This is a genomic window from Tistrella arctica, assembly GCF_039630945.1.
In the GTDB taxonomy this organism is placed as follows: domain Bacteria; phylum Pseudomonadota; class Alphaproteobacteria; order Tistrellales; family Tistrellaceae; genus Tistrella; species Tistrella bauzanensis.
This window is the reverse complement of sequence record NZ_JBBKTV010000004.1, coordinates 362,570-377,665: the sequence shown is the minus strand read 5'-3', so window position 1 is coordinate 377,665 and position 15,096 is coordinate 362,570. Positions and strand designations below refer to the sequence as shown.

Below are 15,096 nucleotides of genomic sequence, written 5' to 3'. Positions count from 1 at the left end.
CCTCTGTTAGACGATTTTCTTATGAGATCGGTGCTTCACGACGAGACGCAGGAACTGGACGATCGCGATCAGGCCGCATATGGCGAATGCCGCGAAAGCCGCGAACTTGACCGGATACACCGGCACAGGCAGCAGGCCTTGCGCGGTTTCGGTCTTGGCCCAACTGCTTTCGAACGCGAGCCACGAGGTATAGGAGAAGAATGCGCATGTCGCCAACGCGACCACGGTCACGACGACGTCGCCGAACACCCTGAACCACCCCCGAAAATTCCGGGACACGATATCGACCCGGATATGGGTCGCGTGCCAGGTCACGCCGGGCAGCGCCAGGAAGGTGGCCGCAGCGATCATGACTTCGCTCAGCTCCACCTTGCCGGCGATGTAATGATTGAAGCCGAGGCCCAACACCACATCCAGCGCGCCAATGATCATGGTGGCGGCGATCAGAAGACCGCACACCACCAGAGACGTCGCCTCAATCAGGCGAGCCGCCGTCTTAATCATCGAAGGATTCGCGCTTTTCACGCAGGATCGGGGCAAGGCGTTCCGCCGCATCGCCAAGGCCCTGCTCGCCAAGTCGCTGGACCCAGAGATCGATGGTGTCCAGGGCCGCGGCGTCGACCTTGTCGACATCGTCGAAATGCACCAGTTCGACACCCTTTGCGGGCATCGTGACCTCGACGGTGTCGCGCGCGAGCTTGTCATACGCCGCGACCATCCGGGCCATCATGTCGTCGCTGACAGTCTGGAACAGCGTTTTCACGGTCTCGGGCAGTGCCTCATAGGCATCCCGGTTCATGAAAATATTCCAGGTGACATGCGAACCGGTGCTGAGATCGATGGCGTATTTCGCGACCTCGTCGAGCTTGGTCGAGAAGATCTGGTCATGGGGGGAATAGGCGCAATCGACCGTCCCCTTCTGGATGGCCTCGTACTGCTCGGCCAGCGGGACGTTCACCGGCACAGCACCCAGCGACGCCCACCATTCCGGCATATAGGCGCCGGGCACGCGGATCCGCAGCCCCTTGATGTCCTCCAGGGTGCGCACCGGCTTGGCACAGGTCAGCTTGTAAGGATTCGGGGCCTGTGCCGTCAGCTCGATGACCCCGGCATCCTTGAGTTCCTTCTGAACCTGGGGGTCCTGCTGGAACTGCCGCCAGGTGTCGAGCGCCGCGGCAGGATCGGCATGGGTCCGCATCATCAGATTGCCGGCGGTTCCCGCCACCGGCAGGTCCGACATGAAGTAGCCCTGCGCCGTCACCCCAAGAGGCACCGCGCCCGAGCCGACCAGTTCCAGGATCTCGGTCGCGCCCCCCAGCGTGCCGCCCCAGAAAATCTCGATGGTGATGGCGCCGCCCGATCGTTCGGCGACCTGATCGGCCCACCATCGTTCCCATTCCACGCCCGCATAAGTCTCGGGCAGGAAATGCGCCATGTTGAGCGTCATCGCCGGATACTCTTCCGCCCAACCGCTGGTCGCTCCCAGACCGACGGTCAGTGCAGCCACAATTCCTGTCATAAATCGCTTCATTTTTTTTCCTCCCAGATGGTGCGCCGTCGTTGCGGTTCCTCCTCGCACCCTGATTGGCATATCAAAATGAATGGCGGTTCGCAATTCATTTTATTGTTGACGGACAGGGCCGCCCGGCAATACTTGACCGTCGGCGTGGAGATTCGCGGCGCGTCTGAAACTTCAGGTCGTTCTGGCCTGGAGGATGCATTTCGAAAAGACAATGCACCAAGTGGAAAGATTTCGGTGCAGACGGGAGGTGCCAATGCAAGACGATTATTTACCCGGTCCCGAGGACATGCCTGCGACGGTCATCGCCCGACCCGTTGTCGACAGGATTCTGGCGCATGCGGAGACGTCTCCGGATGCCCTGGCGCTTGTGGCGACGGCGAGCGCCGGTGTCGAGGTCAGTCGGAGCTATGGCGCGCTGCGTGCAGACATCCTGCGGTTTGCCGACGGATTGCGGCGCCGAGGGGTGGCGCGGGGCGACCGGATCGGGATCTTCGCCGACAACGAGAATGCCTGTCAGGCCATCGTGGCGATCCTGGCGGCGAACCTGCTGGGTGCCGTGTTCGTCCCGCTCAATGCCCGCTATACGGCGCGCGAGCTGCTCGACGCCGCACGGCGTGCCGCCTGTTCGGTCATTCTGGCGGCCGACCGGCTGGCCCCGACGGTGAACCGCGTCCGCGGCGATCTGCCGGCGCTTCGCGAGATCATTCTGATGGAGAACGGCAACGGCGCCGCTGATTTCAAGTCCATTCTCAACCTGGGCGCCCCCGATGCGGACGGTTGGCCGCAGCTCGCGCCGGACGACATCAGCGAGATCATGTTCACGTCCGGGACAACCGCCGCGCCCAAAGCCGCGATCGTCACTCATGGCCGCACCGCCGCCGCGGCGCATATCTACAGAACCATGCTGGACCTCCGGCCGGAAGACCGACTCCAGAGTTTCTTCCCGATCTTCACGACCGCCAGCACGAAATGCGTGATCCTGCCAATCCTCTCGGCAGGCGGCGCCGCGATCATCGATGCCGGCATGTCGATCCCCGACAGTCTCGCCCGCATGAAGACCTATGGTTCGACGATATATTATGGCGTCCCCGCCTTTTATATCTTCCTTCTTGAGCATATGCGGGTTCAACCGGAACGCCCGCCCGCGCTGCGCCTGTTTATCTATGGCGGTGCCGCGATGCCGCTGACGCCGATCCGGCAGCTTGCCGAATTTTTTCCGGAGGTCGGGCTGGCTCAGACCTTCGGCTCAACGGAAACCGGCGCCACCGGCACCATTCTTTATCCGCGCTATACGCTGTCCAAGATGGGGTCCGTGGGCCGCGCCGGGCCCTATACCGCGGTCAAACTGGTCGCCGACGACGGAACCGAGGTTGCCGATGGCGTGCAGGGCGAATTCGCGGTGCGGTCTGCGGCAGTCTTCGCGGGTTATCTCGACGATCCCGCAACCAGCCGGGCCACCCTGAAGGATGGCTGGGTACTGATGGGGGATATCGGCTATCGCGATGCCGATGGGTTCTTCCACCACACGGACCGGAAGAAGGACATCATCATCCGGGGCGGCCATAATATCGGTTCGATGGAAGTCGAGGACGTGATTTACAAGTTCCCCGACATCGAGGAAGCGGCCGCCGTCGCCGTGCCGCATCCGAAACTGGGCGAGGATGTCTTCGTTTTCGTCGTGATGAAAGACGGCCGGACGCTCGACACCTCGGCTCTGCTTGCCTATTGCCGCGACATGCTCGCCGATTACAAGGTGCCACGCCATGTCGTGGCCATCCCCAGCATGCCGCGCAACCCGATGGGCAAGATCCTCAAAACCGAGCTTCGCGTGACCGCGCGCGAATGGCTCGGCCTTGAATAGATGGGCAGGCCGCCGGGTCGCGGCGGATCGCTGACGCCGACGCGATCGGCCGCGACCCCTGTGCCGGCAGGATCGCCGGGTTTACGCCCCGGTTGCCCCAGGTGCGCCGTGTAAACCGGGCGCACCGCTCAAACCGAAGGTGATCAACTTCCTGTAGGTGTTCAGAACGTCGTCCAGCGCCGCGTCGCTCTGATCGCTCTGGGCCGCGAACTCGTTGTACAGATAGTCCCGTGCCGCCGTCAGGGTGACTGTAATCGTATCCAGCTCATGCTCACCGAAGGATGGAAATTCGCCGTTCTGCCAACTGCGGCGCAGCGAACTTCTGAACCGCGTCCTGATATGGTCCATATGAAGGCGGTATCCTTCAGGTGCCGCGATATGCGCTTCGTGGAGCAGGCGGAAAAACCATGGCCGTTCGCGCGCCCAGGAAATAAAGGCGCGGAGGGCGCGAAGCTCCACCTCGATGAACGAGTCCGCCCCTTTCACGGCCTTTCCGATATGATCCAGCGCCTCCCGCCCTTTGAGCGGCAGGAGAAGATCGAATAGTTCCTGCTGATTGTCGAAATAGCGATAGAACGTTCCCTGCCCCAGACCAGCTTCCTGGGTGATCTTGGCAACGGATGCATTCAGATATCCGACCCTGCCGACCACGACTGCGGCGGCATCGATCAATGCAGCGCGATTTCGTTCGGTTTTCTCAGATCGCGTCAGCTTTTGCTTCATAGACTCGTCAATACTATATTTATTTTCACTTGGGTTGACGTAAGGGTACACATTCGCGCGCCATCAAAAAACTGCTTTCGTGCGCTGCGGGCAGGATGGTCGCCGGCGGAAATCACCGCCGCCATGCGGTCATGCGCCGCTGGACGGACCGCCGAATGCGCACCAGCCTCCGTCCACCGGCAGCGTGGCGCCGGTGATGTAGGAGGCCCAGTCCGAGGCGAGAAAGGCCGCGACGCGCGCGATGTCGTCGGGATCGCCGAAATCGCCCATCGGGATGCGGTTCAGGAATGCCGCCCGCGCGACCTTGCCGCCCTCGACGAGGTCTTTTGACAGAGCGGTTCGGATCACCCCCGGCGCGATGGCATTCACCCGGATGCCGCGTCTGGCAAAATCCGCGGCCATGGTCTTGGTCATCATGACCACCCCGGCTTTCGAGACGCCATATCCGTTGGACGCGCGATGCGCCATCAGACCGGTGATCGAGGACAGGTTGACGATGGCGCCGGGGCGGCCGGCCGCGACCATGCGGCGGGCGACACCTTGGGACATCAGAAAGACGCCCCTGAGATTGACGTCCATGACCCGCTGCCAGTCTGTGGACGTCTGCTTCAGCGTGCCGACGACGGGCTCGGCAATGCCGGCATTGTTCACCAGGATGTCGATCTCGCCCATCGCCCCGGCGACGGCATCGACGCAGGCGGCGCAACTGGCTTCCTGGCCGACATCGAGGGCGAAGGCGCGCGCGCCCTCGCCGATCTCTCCGGCGGTCCGTTCGGCATCGCCCGGCGACAGGTCGCACACCGCGACGCGCGCGCCGCAGGCCGCCAGCCTGATACAGATGGCACGGCCGATGCCGTTGGCGCCGCCGGTCACCAGCGCGACCTTCTGCGACAGGTCGATCACATTGTCAGCCATGGGTCTTCCCCCTCCGCGCGCCGAAAACCGGCGCGCGTTTTTCGCGCAGCGCCGCCAGTGCCTCCCGGTGATCGGCGCTCACATTGGTCAGCGCTTCATAGGCGATCGAGGTATCCATGATCGTGTGCGCCAGTTGCTTCAGCCCGATATTGACGCTGACCTTCGACCACCGCACGGCCTTGATCGCAGACGCCTCCAGGCGCCGCGCGAAATCCGAGACCGCCACATCCAGCTCCGCGGCGGGAACCGCATGGTTGATCAACCCCATCTCGGCGGCTTTCCGCGCCGGAATCCGATCGCCGGTCATCAGATATTCCTTGGCGCGCGCATAGCCGATCAGTTGCGGCCAGATGACCGCCCCGCCATCGCCCGCGACCATGCCGACCGACACGTGCGGATCGGACAGAAACGTGTCTTCGTTGGCGAAGATCACGTCGCAGAACAGCGCCATGGTGCATCCCAACCCGACCGCCGGGCCGTTCACCTTGGCAATGATCGGCTTTTCGCAGTCGAGTATCGAAAAGATGATCTGTTTCGCCTCGACCGCTGTCTGTTCGAAGGAGTCAGGGTCGTCGGCGGCCTGCTGCTGCCAGGCAAGATCTCCGCCGGCGCAGAAGGCCCGCCCCGCGCCGGTCAGAACGATGACGTCGGACGCCTCGTCCCGGGCCGCATCCGTGAACACCTGCGCAAGCTCGGTGTGAAGGGCGGCATCCACGGCATTCAGGCTCTCGGGCCTGTTCATCGTCAAATAGAGGGTGCGTCCGTCCTGGCGCCATTCAATCGCCTTGTACATCGCCCGATCTCCTCATGTCCGGGGGGGAGAGCTGTCACCATAGCGCCTGTGCCGGCCGCGTCAATAAATGTGAACCGCGAACCATAGTTCATTTTTCTTGACAACCGAAGCCATCAAGCCTTAAAGCCGTATAAGAAACAGGAGGCATGACATGCTGGCAGACCGTGCGAACTATGGGCCGGAGCATGATGCTCTACGCTACTCCGTGCAGCGCTTCTTCGAGAGCGAGGTCGCTCCGAACTATACGGCCTGGGAAAAGCGAGGCTATGTTGATAGAGAGGTCTGGCGTAAGGCCGGATCTCTGGGTTTGCTTTGCTCAACGGTGCCGGAAGAATATGGCGGACCCGGCGGTGACTTCCTGACAGCCAGCGTCATCATCGAAGAGCAGATGCGGCAGGGATACTCGGCGCCCGGCTTCTACACGCATTCTGATATTATTGCGCCCTATATTCTCGAATTTGGCAGCGAGGCACTCAAGCGGCGCTGGCTGCCCCGGATGGCCTCGGGCGATGCGATTGCCGCCATCGCGATGACCGAGCCCGGCGCCGGCAGCGATCTGAAAGCGATCAGAACCCATGCCCGCCGCGACGGCTGCGATTTCATCATCAATGGGGCCAAGACCTTCATCACCAACGGCTATCTCGCCGATCTGGTCATCGTCGTCGCCAAGACCGCGCCAGAGAAGGGTGCTCACGGCGTTTCGCTCATTGTGGTGGAGACGACGACCCCGGGGTTCCGGTGCGGACAGATTCTGGAAAAGATGGGACAGAAAGCTCAGGATACCGTCGAACTGTTCTTCGACGAGGTCAGGGTTCCGGCATCGAACCTTATCGGAGACGAGAATCAGGGCTTCAGCTATCTGATGCGGCAACTGGCGCAGGAAAGGCTGGCCGTCGCCGTCAGCGCGATCGGCTGGGCCAAAGGCGTTCTGGCCGACACGGTGCGATACGCCCGCGACCGGCAGGTTTTCGGCAACCCCCTGATGACGTTCCAGAACACCCAGTTCAAGCTGGCCGAGTGTCGGGCCGAGATCATGGTCGGCGAGGCTTATGTCGACCGTTGCATAACCAGGCGCCTGGAGGGCCGACTGACCGATGCGGAGGCGGCCGCCGCCAAGATGTGGCTGAGCGAGATGCAGTCCCGCGTCATCGACACCTGCCTGCAATTCTTCGGCGGATACGGCTACATGTCTGAATACCCGGTGGCGAGGGCCTATACCGATGCGCGCGCCCAGCGCATCTATGGTGGCGCCAACGAAATCATGCGGATGATCATCGCCCGAAGCCTGTGAACGGCGAACCGGGCGGTCAATTCGTCAGACCGCCCGGTGCTTGGCGTCTGCCGCCGCAGGCGCCCTGCCCCGTCATCGCCTCAGCCCAGCGTCTTCGGGTCCACGCCTTCGGCCAGCAGACGTTCCAGGGCCGCGACCGCGCGTTCGAAGGTGCGGGTCTTGGTCCATTCGCGGTCGGCGGCGATCTGGTCGAGCAGGGCCGCCGTGCGGACATTCACCCGCAGGCTGACCGCCACGGTCGGCGGGCCGGGCGGGCGGCCGCGCGGGCGCGGGGTGTCGTCGGCCCAGTTGCGCGGGTCGCGGCTGCGGAAGCCCGATTCCTCGGCCACCGGGCGCACCAGATCGCGGGTGGCGCGCGGGTCGTCGGCATGGCGGCGGCCGGGGCGGAAGTCGCTCAGATCCCGCAGCGGATCGGCGCCGGCGGTCTCAGGCGTCGTGGCATCGTCGTCACTGAACAGACGCGGACGTTTGCGTTCGGTCACCGGGCCTGCCCTCCTTGTGCGGCATGGTCTTGATCAGCACGTTCATTGTCGCGCAGAAGCTGCACCACGGCGGCAGCATAGGCGCGGGCATTCTCGATCGCCTTGTCGACGCCCGAGACCTCCTTGCGGTCGAGCTGGTCGAGCGTGCCGCCATAGGCGAGGAAGGCATCGAAGGCGCCGCGCTCGATCAACTCCACGCCCAGAACGTTGACCTCGGCGGCCTGCAGATCCTCAAGTATGGCGCGCAAGCCCCGCGAGCGGATGGCAGCGCTGGTGCGGGTGAGCAGCACGGTATGCGGGATGCGGCGGCGGAAGGCCTTTTCCTGGCGCTTGACCAACTGTATGGCCCGCACCGCCTGTTTGCCGTCGAGCTGCTTGGCCTGAAGCGGAATGATCACCAGGTCGGCGCGGCCGATGGCATAGGCGACCACGGTCGAAGCGGTGCCTTCCAGATCGACCAGAACGAAGGCATGGTCCTCGGCGGCGGCATCGATCACCTCGACCACATTGTGTTCGCCGATATCGCCCAGCACGGTCAGGGTGTCGGGTTTGCCCGGCAGCTTGGCCCAATCGGTGATCGGGTGATTGGGGTCGGCGTCGATCACCGCCACCCGCGTCTTCGCCGCCAGTTGCGTGCCCAGAACCAGCGCCGACGTGGTCTTGCCGGCGCCACCTTTGGGGTTTGCGAACGCGATGATCGCCATCTTTGGGGATCCCTCGATCTGGTTATGCACGGCCCGACCCAGGCACGGGCCGCCCGACTCTGGCACAGCCCCGCTCAGGCGCTGGCCGGCCGGCCCGCATCATGCGGCCACACCGGTTGCCGCGGCAGGGGCGGCGCCGGGTGCGGTCGCGCCATCGCCGCCACGACCTGCCGGCTGCATGATACCGCACCGGGCCGCATGAACAAGCGGCAACCAGCTTCCGCCTGCTGTTTCCTGATTGATCTGTTTTTATCTGGCATTTATCGCTGCGCATTGGCACTTTCTTCAGAGTTTCAGCGGGGTGAGGGAACCGGGCGCCGCCTGTAAGCTGGCGCCTATCACACATGATCCTGTTTGATCTGTATTGCGCATGATCTTTCAAGCTGTTTCCTGCATCAAAAAGCTGGCCAACAGATCGGTCGATCCAATCTTGCGAGAGTCGGCCACCGGCATGCCGGCCGTCATGATGTCGCACCCGCTCCGTCGTATCTGCATCTGCGGTCCTGATCCTGGTTCCGACAGTCATTCCCACGGTCGCGCGCTGCACCCCTCGCCCGGTATCGGACCGCCATGGCATGCGCCATCGAGCCTTCTGCCCGTGGTCCGGAATGCTCCGGGCGAGGCGGGACCGCCTGACATCCGCTCAGACGCGTCGGTGACCATGCCATCCCGCTCGGCCCATCCCGCCCGCCATCCTGGGCATCCTCGCCACAGGCGCGGCCTTCGGCGCCGGCATGTCCATGCCAACGATCCACCGACCCAAACGCCTGCGACGACACCATCGATGCACCGGCCGGCCCGCCATCGGCAGTGCGCCATCTCCGACCCCGTTACATCGACCGGTGGCCGTCACCCGGTGCCGCGTGGTGCCCCACAGCCTGCCGCAGGCTCATAGTCCGACCCCACGGCGTCCGGCAGACCTGCCGGGCACCCGGTTGCATCCAATGCGCCAGACGCACACAGTGTCGTCCTTATCCCCTCCCTCCCCCTGCATCGCCATCACCCGCCCTGCCCCATCCGGCGTCGCCGCCGCCATCATCCGGCCGACATAGGTGGGGCCGGCATCGTCACCCGATCCGATGACGTCGCCCGATCGGGGACCGCTGCCGCGCGGGCGCCACACAACCAGCCATCCGCCACCACCCTGGCGGCGCCGGCTGGATCTGCGGCCTTCTCGACACACGGGCATCTGCATGGCGCTGGTCTGCCCCCGGCCCCGGGGCCAGCCGGTCGCGCGGCCGGCCCCTCCCCTGCGCTGGCGTCTACCTGCAGCATCGCGGCCGGATGCGGCGACGAATTCGCAGGCCACACCTCCCCATGGCCCACGCCCTCTGTCCGCTGACCGCCGACCGCCTGACACGTTCTGCGGCATCGCTGGCTTTTGGCATTTGATCTCGCTGTATATGGCTGTTTCCTGATTGCGCTTGCAGGAATAGTCTCGCAACAGCACGACCGACCATACCCGCCGACCAACCGCCTTGCCGCTGCCAATCCGTCATCTGCAGCGCTGGTATAACCATGATGTCACGAACCAGGCATGTGCCATAATATCTGTTTGATAATCAATACTTTATACGTGAGTTGCCATCGCTGTTTTCAACACCCGCCGCGGCGGCTGACCAGCGTCCGGAGCTGACCTGTCGTTACAGTATGATCCCGCCTTATCAAGTTATTTCGAGATTGTTCCTGCAAGAACTTGCCCCCTCGCCTCCCTCCGGCATGTCCCGCCTTGGCCATGCCGGCACCGACGGCCGTAATTCGTCCTGCTGATGTAAGGACCGGGTGATCGATACGATCCCCGCCGCCGATGCCCAAACCATCGATGGCTCATTCACGCGCGCCACACGACCGATAGCCCGAGCCATCGCCGTCCGGCCACCGGTCCGGGGCCCGGCACCATCATTCATCGCCCACCATCAGGTGGTCCAATCGCCATCCAACCGCGCGCCACACGATCCTGAGGGCAATTGCAATCTGCCACGACGACGACATCGGGCCGGCAATCACCCGTCCCCTTCCAGACCATCCACCGCACCGTTGCGTCGGCGCCGCACGATGCCCATGGCACGCTGCCGCAGTTACACCTCAAGACCTGCGAAAGCCAATATTGCAGGTCACACTGCCCCCCAACGTGTCTTGCCACCAGGCATCGGGTCCCATGCACGACGGACCGGGCGAAATACGGCCCGGCCACCGGCAACGGAGACGTCCAGAACCAGCCACGCCGCCGGCTGCTCATTGGCTAGCCAGACCCTCGGCTCCGCCCACGCCCAAGCCCCGGCGCGACACCATCACCAGTTTGATCCATCTGTTTCATGATTGCGCTTGACAGAAATCGATAGCCGTTCGGCTCTCGCGGCTGTCCGAGCTGTACATCGGGCAGGGCAACATGACCCGTCCCCCGCCAGCGCGCATGAATCCGCAACCATCGACCGGATTGGCTGCCGATGTGGACGAGCCATGGCGCAGGTCGATGGTCGGAATCATCCCCATTCCCGCCGAGCGGCCCTCACCCTCCACCTCCAACACCGCGACCCCAGCGTCGCCATCCGTCATCAGTGCCTGTTTCAACCAGCCAGTTCATGATTGCGCTTGATAGAAATTGGCGGCCATTCGAGCTTCGCGGTTGTCCGACCTGAACACCGGGCAGGGCAACACGACCCGTCCCCGACCAGCATGCATTCAGCCGCCACCATCGGCCGGATTGGCTGCCGATGCGGACGAGCCATGGCGCAGGTCGACGGTCGGAGTCCATACCCGCTTCCGCCGAGCGGCCCTCGCCGTCCACCTCCAACGCCTGCAGCCAGCGGCTGCCATCCGCCATCAGTGCCTGTTTCAACCAGCCAGTTCATGATTGCGCTTGATAGAAATCGGTGGCCATTCGGGTCTTGCGGCCGTGCGATCCGAGCACCGGGCAGGGCGACAGTTCATCCACCGAAGGTACCCGCCAAGCCGCCGGCATTCGGCCGGATTGGCTGCCGATGCATCCGCGTCAAGGAGGGCGCCGGCGACCGGGGTCATACCCTTCTCCACCCAGCGACGCCCCCGGACGTCCACTTCCAACGCCGCCGCCCAGCATGACCACCGACCGCCAGAGACTGCTATATCAGTCTGTTTCATGATTGAGCTTGATAGAAATGGACGGCCATTAATCCCCGCAGCTTTTCAACCAACCCGCCAGGCACGGTGACACAATTCATCTGTCAACGGTATGCACGGCACCGCCCTCATCCGTCGATTTACTGCGGGTCCGGGCAATCCAGCGCTCAGGGTGATAGTCCATTCCGCGGGAGGCAGGCGCGCACCATTCGCCTCAGTCCCGCCGCAGGGCGGGGCGCGACTGATTGTTTTATCTGGCTCTTTCTTGATTGCGCCTGATTGAAAGGGGAGCTGATTCATTTTCACCAAGGCGCGGCCTGAACGACCGGACTCTCGCTGATTATACGCGGGAACCCTGCGCGTCGCTGTCGCCGTCAGCCCCTCATCCGGCACCCGGGCCGGTCGACGCACCAGATCACCGGCCATAGCCATGGCCGGGGGCCGGCGGGGAAAGCCGCAGCCCTCTCTATAAAGCGCCCGCATACAGCATCAGTCCGGCGCCGATACGAGCCCAGCCCGCAATGGCGCGGCTCATACCACCAGCCACGTCATGGCAGGACGATGCATCGGGCGCCAAGCCCGCCCTATCGGCGGCTGTGCATGATCTGGAAGATGATCCACCGCCTGGCCCCAACATCAGCCGGTGATTTCAGGCCGGTGGGCGTGGCGCCGGATTCAGCGATCCGGCCGCTGAGTGATCGAGCCGTCAACCACCAAATCCCTCGTCATCAGCCGGGGGAGCGACATGGCGGCGGGCCGACAAGACCGGCCGGACGAACGGAAGGGCGGGGGAGGGAGGGCAGGGCACCCGCAACCTGTCGCGTCTCAGCCGGCCCACCCCACAATGAGCAAACTGGTTCACTCTGTTTATTGCATGTCTTTTCTATTTCCTGATTGCACCTGCATGAATGGAGTGGCCGGAGGATGCCGTATAATCGGTATATCCTTGATATAGCGTGCCGAATATCCGACCCCGAGCCGATATGGCGGGGTCAGGTCAGCCTTGGTGGCTGGCATCGCCTCGCGCAATTTTTATCAGGATCGTTCCAGCGTGATCTGTCTTGATATCGCCTGATACGGCAGCAACGGGCCGGCTCCCGATCGAGGCGGCAGTCATCCCGCCCCGCACAGGCCGACTGTGCCCCCGCCTCGTGCTGTGCTAATCTGCCGGTCAGCGCTTGCCCAACCGGTTCCACCGGGCGGATGGGCCATAGTCGACATGGCGTCAGGTCGCGACCACCGCGGCCGCCGGGCGAGACCGATGAAGCGACCCACCAAACGAACGGATACTCAGATCGACCTGTTTGTGGCACTGCCGGGCACCATCCCGACCTATGACCAGCAGGACACGATGGAACTGCCCTTCTTCTCGCTGGCCAAACCGACGCCGACCTCGCGGCGCGCGGCCATCGACTATCGGGCAACCGACGGCAATACCGAGATCCATATCAATGTGACGGCGCCGGAAAGCATCGGCATCGCCACGATCTGGGACGCCGACATCCTGATCTGGGCCGCCAGCCAACTGCGCGCAGCGCTCGATCGCGGCGAGGCGACATCGCCGACCATCCGCGTCTCGCTGTATGAATTGCTGCGCGGCATCGGCCGGCCGACCGGCGGCGATGAATACCGCCGGATCCTGAAGGCCCTGGAACGGCTGAACGCCACCTTCATCCGCACCAACGTCCGCAGCGGCCGGCGCCGCGACCCGAAAGGCTTTCACTGGCTGGAGTCGTATTCGGCACCGCTGGACGAAAACGGCCGCTCGCTGGGCATCGAATTCACCATCGCCGACTGGCTGTACAAGGGCATCGTCACCGACCGCCTGGTGCTGACCATCGACCGGTCATACTTCCAGTTGTCGGGCGGCATCGAACGCTGGCTGTATCGGCTGATCCGCCGCTATAGCGCCAGCAACACCCAGGGCTATGCCCTGCCGCTGCGCTTCCTGCACGAAACCAGCGGCAGCACCCAGCGCTACGCCGATTTTGCCAAGGAACTGCGCCGCAGCATCGCCCGCCAGCGCCTGCCCGGCTATTGGCTGGATCTGCGCAGCCAGAACGGCGTGGGCGAGGTGCTCTATTTCATCGCCCGCGAGCATCTCGACGTAACGGCCCTGCCGGCGCCCGACAGCGACACCAAGCCCACCGGGCGCCGTCGCAAGGCGGCGGCAGCCTCCCAGCCCGCGCTGATCGCCGATCCCCAACCTGGAGCCGAAAGGGCAGGGGTCGACAGGACAGAGGCCGAAACGGGGACGGGCGGCTTCAGCGAGGCTGCCGACGCCGGTCCCGCACCCCGCAGCGACACGGGCACCGACGACGGCGCTGCGGCGGAAACGCCCCCGGCCCAGGGGAGCGCGGGGCCAGCCAGCCGCACCACGCGCACGTCTGCACGCCGCCGCAAGGCCGGCAGCGGATCATCCGCGCCCGCACCACGCACCAGCGGGCGCGCCGGACCAGCCGAAGATGGGGCACCGCATGTCGCCGGGACAGCCGGCCCCGCATCTGATGCCGATACCGCCACAACCGCCAGCCCCAGCCGGCCCCGTAAGCCACGTGCCCCGCGACGCAAGGCCGGCACCACCGCCGATGCCCCGATCGCCCAGCCCCTGACCGCCGATCTCGCAGAACAAAGCGCCGCGCCGAAAGCCGACACGTCGGGCGCACGACGCGGCGCCACGGGGGCCAAAACCCCGACACCCCGTGCCAAGCCACAGCCGGCCAGCCACCGCGTCGCAACCAAGGGGGCGAAACCCCGATAGCGCCGGATACGGCCCCGGCCCGACTGTCGACACCGACGGACACAAGCCACAAGCCGAACGGCTTCCGCTGTCGTTTCAAGAGGTTGGAATGGAGGCCGACCGGCTGCCGATGCCGGCGTCGTGCTGTGCCGGACCTTGCCGACCGCCCGTGGTTGATGCCCGTCCGGATGAGGTCCACACACGGCCCCTGAGCCGACCGCGCCGATCCGACCTGTGCCCGGGGACGGAACAGAAGGGGTGCTCACATGCAACCCATTGTTGCAACAGCAGATTTCTTGACCGGATGTCGCGACTGTGCAGGGCCGGCGGCAGGTTCGGGGGGCCGAAACCCCGAGCCTTCACGCGACGGCCAGGCATGATGCCGCGCCGGTGAAGACAGGCAGACGGGGGCCGAAACCCCGATAGATGCCGGCGGTCACGCACCACGCCGATGCCCTCCGGGGGCCGAAACCCCGTGCTCTTGCAGCCGTCATCCGGTCAGGAACCCGCGACATCGGGGGCCGAAACCCCGTGGATATGCTCCGATATCGCCGCAATCAGGGGCCGAAACCCCGACAATGCCCCGCAAAAGCATGGCCCGACCGCCACCATCGGCGGTTCCGGACGGCGGAATACGACGGGCATGCCGGGCAAAGCGTCAGACATGCAGCCCGGCAGCCCGGTCCGTATGCGGCAACGTTTTTTTTTGCGGGGCCGAAACCCCGATATGACGTGCGACATGGCGGTCACGCAGCAATCCAGCCGCAAAGGCCCGCTCGGAAAAACCGGCTCGGGGTTTCGGCCCCCGCCGATAAAACCCGCACACGCAAGGGGCTGATGGCCATCCCGAACTGAATCACCAGCAAATCCGCCCCTGTCAAGCCGCTGAAACAAAGCGGCCCCTCAGGAAAGGGCCCGGACGGCCCCATCTCCCCCGACACGGAACGTTGCAATACCAGCGAAGAG

The 15,096-nt window shown here is 64.4% G+C and carries 11 protein-coding genes; 3 read left to right on the top strand and 8 right to left on the bottom strand.

Annotated features, from left to right (window positions below; all coding sequences use genetic code 11):
- Positions 1–6: 6 nt before the first annotated feature.
- Positions 7–504 carry a TRAP transporter small permease gene (locus WG924_RS11190; protein ID WP_345933106.1) on the bottom strand — a complete coding sequence of 166 codons (498 nt, stop codon included), beginning with the start codon at positions 502–504 and terminating at the stop codon, positions 7–9.
- Positions 497–1,615: a C4-dicarboxylate TRAP transporter substrate-binding protein gene (locus tag WG924_RS11185; protein ID WP_345933105.1), complete on the bottom strand. Its 1,119-nt coding sequence runs from the start codon at positions 1,613–1,615 to the stop codon at positions 497–499. The genes WG924_RS11190 and WG924_RS11185 overlap by 8 nt, the downstream gene beginning before the upstream one ends.
- A gap of 193 nt (positions 1,616–1,808) precedes the next feature.
- Here WG924_RS11185 and WG924_RS11180 point away from each other — a divergent pair, with 193 nt between their 5' ends.
- Entirely contained in the window at positions 1,809–3,383 is a 1,575-nt protein-coding gene (locus tag WG924_RS11180) for a class I adenylate-forming enzyme family protein (RefSeq protein ID WP_345933104.1), read from the top strand.
- A gap of 81 nt (positions 3,384–3,464) precedes the next feature.
- On the opposite strand, the gene WG924_RS11175 is transcribed toward WG924_RS11180, so the two are convergent.
- From WG924_RS11175 to WG924_RS11165, 3 genes are all read right to left on the bottom strand, one after another.
- Positions 3,465–4,106 carry a TetR/AcrR family transcriptional regulator gene (locus WG924_RS11175; protein ID WP_345933103.1) on the bottom strand — a complete coding sequence of 214 codons (642 nt, stop codon included), beginning with the start codon at positions 4,104–4,106 and terminating at the stop codon, positions 3,465–3,467.
- Positions 4,107–4,235: 129 nt separating this feature from the next.
- Positions 4,236–5,021, bottom strand: a complete 786-nt coding sequence (locus tag WG924_RS11170) for an SDR family NAD(P)-dependent oxidoreductase (protein WP_345933102.1) — start codon at positions 5,019–5,021, stop codon at positions 4,236–4,238.
- Positions 5,014–5,814: an enoyl-CoA hydratase/isomerase family protein gene (locus WG924_RS11165; RefSeq protein ID WP_345933101.1), complete on the bottom strand. Its 801-nt coding sequence runs from the start codon at positions 5,812–5,814 to the stop codon at positions 5,014–5,016. Before WG924_RS11165 ends, WG924_RS11170 begins: the two co-directional genes overlap by 8 nt.
- Positions 5,815–5,968: 154 nt before the next feature.
- On the opposite strand from WG924_RS11165, the gene WG924_RS11160 reads away from it, so the two are divergent.
- Positions 5,969–7,105 (top strand): acyl-CoA dehydrogenase family protein, encoded by a 1,137-nt coding sequence (locus WG924_RS11160; RefSeq protein WP_372044707.1) that lies wholly within the window; start codon positions 5,969–5,971, stop codon positions 7,103–7,105.
- Between the two features lie 80 nt (positions 7,106–7,185).
- On the opposite strand, the gene WG924_RS11155 is transcribed toward WG924_RS11160, so the two are convergent.
- The 3 genes from WG924_RS11155 to WG924_RS11145 all read right to left on the bottom strand — a co-directional run bounded on the left by WG924_RS11155 (position 7,186) and on the right by WG924_RS11145 (position 10,862).
- Entirely contained in the window at positions 7,186–7,587 is a 402-nt protein-coding gene (locus WG924_RS11155) for a hypothetical protein (protein WP_188574934.1), read from the bottom strand.
- Positions 7,584–8,291, bottom strand: a complete 708-nt coding sequence (locus tag WG924_RS11150) for an AAA family ATPase (RefSeq protein WP_188574936.1) — start codon at positions 8,289–8,291, stop codon at positions 7,584–7,586. Before WG924_RS11150 ends, WG924_RS11155 begins: the two co-directional genes overlap by 4 nt.
- Positions 8,292–10,604: 2,313 nt before the next feature.
- Positions 10,605–10,862: a hypothetical protein gene (locus tag WG924_RS11145; RefSeq protein ID WP_345933099.1), complete on the bottom strand. Its 258-nt coding sequence runs from the start codon at positions 10,860–10,862 to the stop codon at positions 10,605–10,607.
- Between the two features lie 1,789 nt (positions 10,863–12,651).
- On the opposite strand from WG924_RS11145, the gene WG924_RS11140 reads away from it, so the two are divergent.
- The gene (locus WG924_RS11140; RefSeq protein WP_345933098.1) at positions 12,652–14,151 is read left to right on the top strand and encodes a replication initiator protein A; all 1,500 of its coding nucleotides are present in this window, start codon (positions 12,652–12,654) and stop codon (positions 14,149–14,151) included.
- Positions 14,152–15,096: the final 945 nt, after the last annotated feature.